This is a genomic window from Halpernia frigidisoli (genome assembly GCF_900113805.1).
GTDB lineage: Bacteria > Bacteroidota > Bacteroidia > Flavobacteriales > Weeksellaceae > Halpernia > Halpernia frigidisoli.
In genome coordinates, this window is record NZ_FOQT01000002.1 from 657883 (window position 1) to 670311 (window position 12429).

Annotated in this window: 10 protein-coding genes; 4 read left to right on the forward strand and 6 right to left on the reverse strand. The window is 34.9% G+C overall.

Translation table 11 applies throughout. The annotated features are described in order from the left end of the window. Positions 1–24 precede the first annotated feature (24 nt). Complete coding sequence (locus tag BM238_RS08185; protein WP_090079702.1) at positions 25–2862, forward strand: alpha-amylase family glycosyl hydrolase; 2838 nt, start codon at positions 25–27, stop codon at positions 2860–2862. A 75-nt stretch (positions 2863–2937) separates the two neighbouring features. Here the strand turns inward: BM238_RS08185 and ribB are convergent, their stop codons facing one another. From ribB to BM238_RS08200, 3 genes are all read right to left on the reverse strand, one after another. After that, positions 2938–4059: a 3,4-dihydroxy-2-butanone-4-phosphate synthase gene (gene ribB, locus BM238_RS08190; protein WP_090079703.1), complete on the reverse strand. Its 1122-nt coding sequence runs from the start codon at positions 4057–4059 to the stop codon at positions 2938–2940. Positions 4060–4143: 84 nt separating this feature from the next. Further along, positions 4144–4554: a thiol-disulfide oxidoreductase DCC family protein gene (locus BM238_RS08195; protein WP_090079704.1), complete on the reverse strand. Its 411-nt coding sequence runs from the start codon at positions 4552–4554 to the stop codon at positions 4144–4146. A gap of 6 nt (positions 4555–4560) precedes the next feature. Continuing rightward, on the reverse strand, positions 4561–5049 hold the full coding sequence (locus tag BM238_RS08200; RefSeq protein ID WP_090079705.1) for a heme-binding domain-containing protein: 489 nt from the start codon (positions 5047–5049) through the stop codon (positions 4561–4563). Between the two features lie 156 nt (positions 5050–5205). Between BM238_RS08200 and der the strand changes: the two genes are divergently transcribed. Both der and upp read left to right on the forward strand, forming a co-directional pair. After that, complete coding sequence (gene der, locus BM238_RS08205; RefSeq protein WP_090079706.1) at positions 5206–6516, forward strand: ribosome biogenesis GTPase Der; 1311 nt, start codon at positions 5206–5208, stop codon at positions 6514–6516. A gap of 269 nt (positions 6517–6785) precedes the next feature. Further along, positions 6786–7436 carry a uracil phosphoribosyltransferase gene (gene upp, locus BM238_RS08210; RefSeq protein ID WP_090079707.1) on the forward strand — a complete coding sequence of 217 codons (651 nt, stop codon included), beginning with the start codon at positions 6786–6788 and terminating at the stop codon, positions 7434–7436. Positions 7437–7580: 144 nt separating this feature from the next. Here upp and BM238_RS08215 read toward each other — a convergent pair whose 3' ends face one another. The 3 genes from BM238_RS08215 to BM238_RS08225 all read right to left on the reverse strand — a co-directional run bounded on the left by BM238_RS08215 (position 7581) and on the right by BM238_RS08225 (position 11311). Beyond that, the gene (locus tag BM238_RS08215) at positions 7581–9707 is read right to left on the reverse strand and encodes a helix-turn-helix domain-containing protein (RefSeq protein WP_090079708.1); all 2127 of its coding nucleotides are present in this window, start codon (positions 9705–9707) and stop codon (positions 7581–7583) included. 45 nt (positions 9708–9752) lie between these two features. Beyond that, a complete protein-coding gene (locus BM238_RS08220; RefSeq protein WP_090079709.1) occupies positions 9753–10700 on the reverse strand; it encodes a YihY/virulence factor BrkB family protein in 948 nt (315 codons plus the stop codon). 98 nt (positions 10701–10798) lie between these two features. Further along, positions 10799–11311 carry a gamma carbonic anhydrase family protein gene (locus tag BM238_RS08225; protein ID WP_090079710.1) on the reverse strand — a complete coding sequence of 171 codons (513 nt, stop codon included), beginning with the start codon at positions 11309–11311 and terminating at the stop codon, positions 10799–10801. Positions 11312–11447: 136 nt separating this feature from the next. Between BM238_RS08225 and BM238_RS08230 the strand changes: the two genes are divergently transcribed. Further along, positions 11448–12326: a NifU family protein gene (locus tag BM238_RS08230; protein ID WP_090079711.1), complete on the forward strand. Its 879-nt coding sequence runs from the start codon at positions 11448–11450 to the stop codon at positions 12324–12326. Positions 12327–12429: the final 103 nt, after the last annotated feature.

The following is a 12429-nucleotide window of genomic DNA, read 5'->3' on the forward strand; positions in this document are numbered from 1 at the left end:
ATATTTACCCCCAAAATAATATTTATGTACAAAAAATTATATGCTCTGACGTTTGTGTTTTTAATACAGATGCTCGCTTTTTCTCAAAAACAAAACATTACTTACACCTTTTCACCAACTACGTTTGGTGAAAATCAAAGTGTCACGCTAACTGTTGATGCCAGCACTATTAATCAGGCTGTATGGGCAACTACCAATCTTTATATCTGGTCCTGGTCTTTCGACACTGCGACAAATACTCAGGTTGACTGTCCTACAAACGGATCTTCTTTCGGCAACTCTACGGCAACAAATAAAATGACTTACAACGCCGGCGCAAATAATTACACCTATACTTTTACGCCGACTGCTTTTTTTGGCAGAAACGGTATTAATAAAATGGGGTTTTTAATTAAAAATCAAACGGGAACGGTTCAGACTATTGATTATTTTCAGGCAATCGGTGCATTTCAGTTTACCAATCTCAATCCTAAAAGCGGAACAACAACATTTGTAGCACCTGGCGGAAGTTACCCTATCAATTACAAAACTTCAATTGCAGCAAATTGGGTTTTAAAAGCGAATGGAACGGTTATTAATACTGCAAACAATACGTCATCATATTTTTACCCATATTCGGTAACAACTGATGTCAATATGGAATTAACTGCGACAAATCCTGCAGACAATAGTGTTTTAAGTTCAAAATTTGCCTTTGGTAATACTCCGGTTGTACAAAGTGCCGCAATTCCAGCTTATATAAAACAAGGTATAAATTACGATCCTGCAGATCCAACGAAAGTCGGTTTAGCACTTTATGCGCCTTTAAAGACTTATGTTCATGTACTTGGAAGTTTTAATAACTGGTCTGTGAACAGTAATTATTTAATGAAAAAAGACACGGCAAACCCCGATCTTTACTGGATTGAAATTATAGGTCTGACGGCGCAGCAGATCTATACTTTTCAATACAGAACAAATGACGGCGTAAAAGTAGCCGATCCTTACTCTTCATTAATTCTTTCACCGGATGATGATAAATTTATTTCAGCAACTACTTATCCTAATATGCCGGCTTACCCTGCAGGACAGCAATTTGATGTTTCAATTATTCAAACTGCAAAACCTGCTTACAACTGGACAACTACAAACTTTACCAAACCTGCTAAACAAAATTTAATTGTTTATGAAGCTTTGGTAAGAGATTTTACAGCCAATAAAAACTGGCAGGCAATGATCGATAAACTTCCTTACATAAAAGGATTGAACGTTAACGCCATCGAATTAATGCCAATTATGGAATTTGATGGAAATAATTCCTGGGGTTATAATCCTGCTTTCCATTATGCTTTAGATAAAGCTTACGGAACACCAGAAAAATTTAAAGAATTTGTTGATAAGTGCCACCAAAACGGAATTGCCGTAATTTTGGATATCGCATTAAATCACGCGACAGGACAATCACCTTTAGAAAGAATGTGGAGCGTAGATGATGGAAGCGGTTACGGACCGGTTGCCGCAAACAATCCTTATTTTAACCAGACTGCGAAACATTCATACAGTGTTTTTTATGATTTTGACCATTCAAAACCTGAAACTAAATATTATGTGAACCGTGTTTTAGCACAATGGATCAATGAATATAAAGTGGATGGTTTCCGTTGGGATCTTACAAAAGGATTCACACAAAAGTGCACAGACGCAGATCAAGCCTGTACTAATGCTTACCAACAAGATCGTGTGGATATTTTGAAAGGTTATGCAGACTATCAGTGGGCAAGCGATCCAAATTCCTACATTATTTTTGAACATTTAGGAACTGATGCTGAAGAACAGGAATGGGCGAATTACAGAATAAACGAGGGAAAAGGAATTATGATGTGGGATAATATCACCGGCGCTTATGACCAAAACTCGATGGGTTACACTTCAGACAGCAATATTGGAAGAGCTGATTTTGAGAACCACGGTTTCACAGAAAGAAGAAATATGACGTATGGCGAAAGTCATGACGAAGAGAGAATCGTCTATAAAGACATTAATTTTGGCGCTACAAATGGTACTTACAATGTGAAAGATTTAGCAACCGCATTGCAAAGACAAAAAGCGTACGGCGCAATATTTTTACCAATTCCAGGACCAAAAATGATCTGGCAGTTTGGGGAACTAGGTTATGATTTCGGCATCAACAGATGTGTGGACGGATCAATAAACAACAACTGTCGCTTGGATGAAAAACCAGTTGCCTTTACTTTAGGTTACGATCAGGACGCAAACAGAAAAGCAGTTTACGACACCTGGGCAAAAATTTTACAGATCAGATTGGCAAATCAGGTTTTTGACACAAAAACTTTTACCGTAGAATCTGGTAATTTAATGCCAATAATTTTCATTAATAATGATGCACTGGACGCTTCAACACTCAAAAATGTTGTTATCTTGGCTAATTTAACTTTAACGGTACAAAACATAATTCCAAATTTACCTTACGCCGGAACCTGGTATAATTTAATGGACAGCTCTGTTAGAAACTTCGGTACAACAACAGATGCAGTTACTTTACAGCCAGGAGATTTTATCATTTTAGGGAACAAACCTTCTGCAGCTCTTGCAACGGATGAAACTAAAACCAGCATAAATTCAGTCAAACTTCAGCTGGAGCAAAATCCGGTAGCGAACGGCGAAGCAAGATTAAAATTGAACAACGCCAAAAACGGAACGATTGCAATTTATGATCTTAGCGGAAAATTGATTACATCTGCGAAAACTGAAACTGATAACGGAACTCAGGTTTTAAAATTAAATAACATAAAATCTGGTATGTATCTTATTCAGTTAAGAACTGAAAAAGGAAACGCTGTCACAAAAATGATCGTGAAATAATTGCCATCATTTTGATAAAAGAAAAAGCAGGAAATTAATTTTTCCTGCTTTTTTTATTTAAATTTTTAAAAGTTTTTAAAGTTGCACCATTTCTGTAACCTCAACATCATATCCACCAACCAAAGGTTTTAAGTCTGGATTTTGTGTTAAAACTTTAAATTTATTAACACCTAAGTTCTTTAAAATCTGAGTTCCAATTCCATAATCGTGAAAGTTCGAGGCTAAAGTCGGGCGCTCTTCTTTTCCATTTTGAAAATCTAAAAACTGTTGCAATTTTCTTAACGTATTTTCAGAAGTTGAAACATTGTTAATAAAAATTACCACCCCTTTTCCTTCCTCATTTATTTTGTTAAAAACTTTCTCAAGCAAAGGTTTTTCCCCGGAATTTAAACGGCTTAAAACATCAAAATAAGAATTTGAAGATTGTACGCGAACTAAAACCGGTTCATTTGCAACCCAACTTCCTTTAGTTAAAGCAAAGTGAATTTGGTCCGTGCTCGTTTCTTTAAAAGCGTAAAATTGATAATCGCCATAAAAAGTTTTCACTTCTTTTTCTTCGATTCTCTCAATTAAATCTCCTTTTTTGAGTTGATAATGAATAAGATCTTCGATAGAAACAATTTTAAGATCGTGTTTTTTTGCTAAAACATATAGTTCTGGCAAACGCGCCATAGAACCGTCGTCATTCATGATTTCGCAAATAACGCCGCCTTCTTTTAAACCTGATAATTTTGTTAGATCGATCGCCGCTTCAGTATGTCCGGCTCTTTTAAGAACGCCACCTTTCTTTGCACGCAATGGAAAAATATGTCCCGGACGCATAAAGTCTTCCGGTTTTGTATCTTTATCCATTAATGCTAAAATAGTTTGAGAGCGGTCACTGGCAGAAATTCCTGTCGAAACACCTTTGCCTAAAAGATCGATTGACACTGTAAAAGCCGTCTCTTTCGGATCGCTGCTTCTGGAAACCATTACGTCTAAGCCTAATTCATCGCAACGTTTTTCAGGAAGTGGCGTACAGATCAAACCGCGACCGTGAATGGTCATAAAATTGATGATTTCCGGCGTCGTTAATTCTGCTGCAGAAAGAAAATCACCTTCGTTTTCGCGATTTTCGTCGTCAACAACAATAATGATTTTACCGTTTTTAAGATCTTCAATCGCTTCAGGAATTGTATTCAAAATAACTTCTGACATTCTATTTTTTTAAATTTTCACAAAGATACTTACAATTGAAGCATCAGCCAATTTATTAAAATAGTAAAAAGGAATTATGAAGATTTAATTATTTTGAATGAATTTCTTCCGCTCGTCCTGCGTTGGAAGATAGCATTTTGCCGACGCGATCTTCTGGCGGTTTTTGGCAATCAGATCATAAACTTTATCACTAAAAAAAGCGGGAATTATTTTAAAAACTTCCATTAAAGAATATTTGCCGCCAAGAAGTGTGGCAATTTTGAGAACCGCTGCTGATTTTTTTAGATAAAATTTTCCCGGAGAAAAAAGGTATAAAGTACTTAGATTTTTCAATTCAAGGTTTCTCTCACTCAAAAACTTCTGACCAAATTCCGACTGTAACGCTGAAAAAAGAAATTGGTCTTTTTTGTCATTTTTTAAGATCCAGCCCACCCAGAAATTGCAGAAACCGCAATCACCATCGTAAAAAACGACATATTTATTTACTAAATTCAAAACAGTTTATTTTTTAACTTTTACCTGATCTGCAGGCAAATTATTTAAGATCCTGATATCATTTGACATTTCCTTAAAATAATTAATGACCAGCACTTTTTGTTCTGCGGTCATATTTGCATCACCGTGAATCATCGTGTAAGAACTTAACGGCATATCGCCACCCTGAATTTCTTCCGCAGCTTCTTCCAGTTTTCTTGATTGCTGTTTTACCGTATAGGTAGCAAAATTTGAAAAATTTAAATGTTTTCTTCCTTCCTCAATGTGATCTTTCAAAAACCAGGCTGAAGGCTGAATGCTTGAATACCAAGGATATTTTGACTCATTTGAATGGCAATCATAACAGGAAGTTTTAATTATTTTAGCTACATTTTCCGGGGTATTTTTAACCACTAAAAAGTCTGTTCCATTATTCACCGGTGGATTCGTTTTGTCGATTGGGAAAAATTGAATGATGACAAACGCAAGCAGCAGAACAATTAATATTTTTTTCATAATTTTAATAATGTATAAATTTAAGTAAAAATCTTAGAGATTAAGCAATATTTATTTGGATAAAAGATTCTGCAAATTAAACCTTACCTTTGCAAAAATTTTTGGGCTTCAATACCTGGAGTAACCCATTAATAATTACATTATTAAACAAAATTTATGTCAAACATTGTAGCCATTGTCGGCCGCCCAAACGTGGGTAAATCAACCTTATTCAACAGACTTTTAGAACGTAGAGAAGCCATTGTAGATTCCGAAGCAGGCGTTACCAGAGACCGTCATTACGGGAAATCTGACTGGAACGGTGTGGATTTTACGGTAATTGATACCGGAGGTTACGATATCGGAACAGAAGATGTTTTTGAAATAGAAATCCGCAAACAGGTTGCATTGGCAGTCGAAGAAGCCACTTCCATTATTTTCATGGTAAATGTTGACGAAGGTTTAGTGGAAACTGACGAAGAAATTTTTCATCTTTTAAGAAAATCCAACAAACCAATTTATTTGGTCATCAATAAAGTTGATACGAATAAAGAAGAACTCGCTGCTACAGAATTTTACCAATTAGGCGTTGACAGTTATTTCACGTTATCTTCCGCAAGTGGTTCCGGAACTGGTGAATTATTAGATCAGGTTGTAAAAGATTTTCCAACCACAGAATACAAAGATCCTTTTGAAGGTTTACCAAAAATCACGATCGCTGGTCGTCCAAATGTGGGGAAATCTACGATGACAAACGCGCTTTTGGATGATGAAAGAAATATTGTAACTGACATTGCTGGAACAACCCGCGATAGTATTCAAACTTTATATAACAAATTCGGACATGAATTTGTCTTGGTTGATACCGCTGGAATGCGTCGTAAAGCCAAAGTAAAAGAAGATTTAGAATTTTATTCCGTGATGCGTGCCATCCGTTCCATAGAATATTCTGACGTTGTCATTATCATGGTTGACGCCACGCAAGGTTGGGAAAGTCAGGATATGAACATTTTTGGTTTGGCTCAGAAAAACAGAAAAGGCATCGTCATTTTGATTAATAAATGGGATTTAGTGGAAGATAAAACCACAAATATGATGCGTGACTTTGAAGAAAAGATCAAAGACAGAATCGGTCAGTTTACAGATATTCCAATTTTATTTGTTTCTGCTTTGACCAAACAACGTATTTTAAAAGCCGTTGAAGTGGCAATGGAAGTTTACGAAGACCGTAAAAAACGTATCAAAACTTCAAAATTAAACGAAGTCATGTTGCCAATTTTCGAAAGAACGCCACCGCCGGCCAATAAAGGAAAATATATTAAAATTAAATATTGCGTGCAATTGCCGACGCCGTCGCCGCAGTTTGTATTTTTCTGCAATCTGCCACAATACGTAAAAGAAGCGTATAAAAGATTTACTGAAAACCAATTGCGAAAAGAATTTGGTTTCACCGGAGTTCCGATTGAAATTTATTTTAGACAGAAATAAAAATTTTAAAATAATATTAAACCTTCAGATTTTCTGGAGGTTTTTTTTGGAGCAAGAAGTTTTGTGCTTTTATCCAAAATAAAACCCGCTTTCATTCCAATCTTTTTTTTAGTAAAGTTGCTTTTAAAACGAAAGTTTTTAACAAAAAAAAAAGGATTTTCCCTTCAATCGGGGCTAAATTGAAATGTATTTTTTTGTCCGACTTCTCACAAAATCAAACATTTAAAGTTTAAAATCTTTTTCCGAAATTCGCAGTCTAAAATAATCCGATGATAACGATACTTTCCAAACAATTTTCCCTCGTAAATTCCTGGATCAACGACCTGCGAAACGTCGATGTTCAACAGGACAGAATGAAATTCCGCAGAAACATGGAAAGAATTGGGGAAATTGCAGCGTTTGAGATCAGCAAAACTTTAGAACAAAAAACGGTAGAAATCACCACACCTTTAGAAAAAATCACTTCTCAAGAAATTGCGGTTCAACCCGTTATTACAACGATTTTACGCGCCGGCGTTCCAATGTTTCAAGGTTTATTAAATTATTTTGATAAAGCAGATTGCGGATTTGTGGCGGCTTACAGAAAACACGACGCGAATGATTATTTTAGCATCAAACAAGATTACTTGACTTGTCCCGACTTAAACGGGAGACCTTTAATCGTCGCAGATCCAATGCTTGCAACCGGCGCAAGTTTAATTGAAGCAATCAAAGACTTATTAAACCACGGAAAACCAACAGAAATGCACATTGTTGCCGCAATTGCAAGCCAACAAGGTGTAGAAACCATTCAAAATGCTTATCCAAATGCGAAACTTTGGATCGCGGTAATTGATGAAAAATTAACTTCAAAAGGTTATATCACGCCAGGTTTAGGCGACGCAGGTGATTTAAGTTATGGTGAGAAATTGCAGCGGTAATTTTGATTTTTGTCATGCTGAACGAAAAAAAGTGAAGTGAAGAATCTTTATTTACTGAAGATTCTTCCTTCGTCAGAATGACAAAGTAATAAAAATATATATTTTTTGCCTAAAAATCATACTCCTGCGACTTTGCGGTAAAAATTATGCATTTTCCTTTTCCTTTAAATAAGTAAAATGATTGAGCAACAATCGGATTTCATTAAACTCAAAATCATTTGGCAATTCCCGTTTCCAGTCGTTTAAAGATTCAAAAGAATTTTTATTGAAACTATCTTCAAAGATTTTAATTTTTTCTTTGGCAAAAATCCGTTTTACATCCAAAACGCCTTGTTCGGCAAAACGTGCTAAATGTCCATAAATCGTTTCCGTAACCAAACCACGTTCCTTGGAAATTTCAGGGATTGTTTTTCCTTCTTCAAATAATTTAAAACTTAAAATATGTGATGGCACTTTTATAATTTTTGTGGAAATCTCAACATTATTTTTAGAATCAAATAAATACTTTTCCAGCAATTTCACATCGCGTAAACCTTTTAGATAATCTTCAAGATCATCAATAAAAGTTCGCAAATCTTCATTGTAGGATTTCAAACCTTTCATTGATTTCGTTTCAGAATAAAATTCTTTTAAATCAGCAAAAATTTTCTCATTGATATTTTTAAAAAAGAAATTCACCGCTCCCACAGATTTATCTTCAATTTCCTGCCATTCAATTTTATTTATAGAAAATTGATGTGATTTGTGAAGCAGAATTTTTTCAAATTTATCGTAAACCTGAATCAAATTATCAACGTCAATTTTCAATTTTGAATGAAGTTCTTTGGCTTTTGCTTTATCTAAAAATTTACTTTCCTGCGCAGAAATATTCCAGGAATTTAGGGATTCCTGAAACCAACGACAATCCGTGTATCTCAAAACTTTTTTAATGCTGTAATCAAATTTTTCTGCGCTTAAAATTGTTTCTAATTGATCATTTGCATTTGTTTCGCCTTGAAAAACCGAAATTCTCGGATCGCTGAAAATAACATCGGGCGTGATTTTAGATTTTAAAACAATGCCTTCTAAAGTCCGGCAACGTGACAAAGCAACGTAAACCTGTCCGGAAGCAAAACTTTTTCCGGCGTCTATAATCAATCTGTCAAATGTCAAACCTTGAGATTTATGAATGGTAACCGCCCAAGCCAAACGAATTGGAAACTGCTCAAAACTGCCCAAAACTTCTTCCTGAATGTTTTTTTGACCGTCCAAACTGTATCTCTTCTGCTCCCAAACTTCTTTTTTCAAGGTAATTTCAACGTCACTTCCGTCTAAAACAACCTGCACTTCTTCTTCGTCCAGATAAATGATTTCTGCTAATTTTCCATTAAAATAACGTTTTTCAGTTGCATCATTTCGAATGAACATAACTTGCGCGCCAACCTTCAATTCTAAAACCACTTCGTTTGGATGCTGGTTTTCTTTAAAATCACCCGTGATTTTTGCCTCGTATTTGTATAATTTTGTTTTTAGATCCTGAATTTTTTTGCGGTTTATTTCATCTGCCATTTTATTGTGCGACGTCAAATAAACATAAGATTCTTCTTTAGGATCAAAATCCGGAATATAGCGTTCGTTTAATTTTTCAAAATCTATATCCCTTTTGTCGCCGTCACGGATTGCATTTAAAATTGCTAAAAAATCTTCATCCGTTTGTCTGTAAACTTTTTCTAATTCAATTGTGATAAACGGCAATTCTTTGATCGCTAAACTTTCAAAAAAGAACGGGGAATTATATAATTTTTTCAGAATATGCTCATCACGAACAACCGGCGGAAGTTGGTAGAGATCACCAATAAAAAGCATCTGAACGCCACCAAATTTCTGTGGATTCCTGCGAACAGATCTTAAAGAAAAGTCCATCATATCTAAAACATCTGCGCGCAACATTGAAACCTCATCAATAATAATGATTTCTATTTCACGAAGAAGTTTTAATTTATCTTTTCTGTATTTGAAATGCGGCATTAAATCCGCAATATTCATCGCGTAATTGGTGTCAATTCTTTCCGTAGTTGGAAGAAAAGTCCGCAAAGGCAAACTGAACATAGAATGAATGGTAACGCCACCTGCGTTGATTGCGGCAATTCCTGTAGGCGCAACTACAATGTGTTTTTTCTGAGTTTTTTTAACAAAATCATTCAGAAAAGTGGTCTTTCCTGTTCCTGCTTTTCCGGTGAGAAAAATGCTTCGGTTGGTAAATTCAAGTAAATCAAATAGAGAATCATTCATTTCTACAAAAATAGGAAATGAGATCTAAAAAATTGAAAATTTAGTCTAATTTAATACTTCCTGAGTCAAAGATTTCTCTGCTTTGTCTAATTCCTGTTGACGAAGTACTTTCGAAGCGATCCATTTTGCGTGTTTTGATGGCTTTATTTTGTGACCCATTTCCTGAGCGTAAACTTTGGTAAACTCTGCGCCGAAAAATATTAACTGACAGGAATAATTGATCCACACCATTAATAAAATTACGCTTCCTGCGGCGCCAAAAAGAGAAGCTGGATTTGAAACTTCGAAGTAATATGTTAATAACAATTTCCCTAAATTAAATAAAATTGCAGTTACGAAAGCGCCCATCCAAACTGATTTCCATTGTATTTGAAGATCAGGTAAAACTTTGAACATAATGGCAAAAAGCAACCAGATAATTCCAAAACTTATAAGCCAGTAAATTACTTTCATCAAGACAAAAGTTTCAAGGCCGAAAAATTTTGTAAACCAATTATTCGCAACGCCAATAATCGAAGATAAAATCAAACTGACCAAAAGCAAAAATGCGATCATAACGATCATTCCCAAGGAATTGGCTCGATCTAAAAGATATTGTTGAAAGGCTTTTTTGGGCGCGGATTCAACATCCCAAAGTTGATTTAAAGTACGCTGCATCTGAAAAAATAAAGTTGTCGCACCAAAAACTAAAGAACCTATTCCAATAATTTTCATCAAAATATTGGTATTGTCTAAAACTGCGCTCGCCACCATTTCCTGAATACTTTTGGCAATATCCGGACCCATAAAACCGCTAATACTACTTTGAATTTGTCCATTAACGGCTTCGTCGCCGAAAAAAATACCTGCAACCCAGGTTATAATTATCAATAATCCAGGAATAGAAAACAGCGCGAAATAGGCTATACCAGCACTTTCTTTCATCGCTGGACTTCCTGACCAATCGTTGTAAGTTGTTTTAAAAAGTTTCCAGGTGAGTTTTAGTTTATTCATAAATAAGTTTAAAAATTTTGCCACGAAACTTGTGCCAAGTAAATTTGATTTTACTTTTTTTTCTCTAAAAATTAAGATTTCTCTTTTGAGGTGAGAACTTATTTATACCAACTTGAATATTTCACATAATTATTTGCAATTCTTTCCACTTCGCCTTCCAAAAGTTCTGCTGAAATATCTTTTAATTTTCTTGCCGGACTTCCTGCCCAAACTTCACCAGATCTAACTCTCGTACCTTGGGTGACAACTGAACCTGCGCCAATAATTGAATTTTCTTCAATCAAACAATCGTCCATCACAATGGCGCCCATTCCTATCAAAACATTGTCTTTTACCGTACAGCCGTGAACAATTGCGTTGTGACCTATCGACACATTATTGCCAATTATCAAAGGAAATTTCTCGAATGTACAGTGCAACATAACGTTATCCTGAACATTTACTCTATCTCCCATTTTTATAAAATTGACATCGCCGCGAATCACGGCATTGTACCAAACACTGCAATCTTTTCCCATTTCGATATTGCCAATTACCACTGCAGTTTCGGCTAAAAAAGTATTTTCTCCAATTATTGGTGTGTGTCCTAAAACCTCTCTTATAAAAGCCATTTTGTTTTTTTTAATTAAAAATTCTGTAAAAGTTTGAAACTAAATTACGCAATATATATCATTTAAAAAATCTACTGACAATCTAAATCTTCTAACTTTGAATGCGTATTTTTGTAAAGTAAATTTAAAAAATAAAATGCAGCAAATATTAATAGAGCCTACCGAAAACAAAAAAGTAATGAAATTTGTGACGGATTACACTCTAATTCCCGGTTCTGTGGAACTTGACAGAGATTCTGATCTTTCAGAAATACCTTTAGCAAAAGAACTTTTTAAATTTCCATTTGTAGAAAAGATCTTTATTACAGCTAACTTTATCGCCATCGCAAAACAGGATTCTGTGGAATGGGAACATGTGATCGAAGGTTTAAAAAATATTATTGAAGATGAACTTTTGGCAAATCCAAGAATTTATCAGCAAAAAAAGCGTGAACTTTTTCAGGTTTATTCTGAAATGACACCAAACCCAAATGTGATGAAATTTGTTTCAAACAGATTTTTGATGGAAGGTTTTGTGGAAGTTAAAACAAAGGAAAGTTCTGTTGTTGTGCCTTTAGCTGAAGCGCTTTATAATGAATTTGATTTTGTAAAAGAAGTTTTTATCTCTGATAATTTTGTAGCAGTTACGAAAGATGAAACTGTACAATGGCATGAAGTAATGGTTGCGGTTCGCGCGTTAATTTCAGATTTTTTGCAGGAAGGAAAAACTGTTTCTCATGCAAAACCTCAGTCTCACGAAAAACCGGTTGAAAATTTAATTGAAAGAGATTATACTGAAACCGAGCAAAAAATTTCAGATATTTTAAATGAATATGTTTCGCCGGCAGTTGAAAACGATGGTGGAAAAATCTCTTTAATAGAATACGTTGCAGAAAGTAAAACAGCAAAAATGCTTTTACAAGGTGCGTGTTCTAGCTGTCCTTCTTCAACAGCCACTCTAAAAGGTGGAATTGAAAATATTTTGAAACAGTTTTTACCGGAAGTTGTAGAACACGTGGAAGCTGTAAATGGCTAAAAATAATGATTAATGATTGAAGATAAAATTTACTTTAATTATTATAAAATCATTAAATTAAAAAATATAATTTGCGCCCCGGCTTGAACGGAGCTCTTTTTGT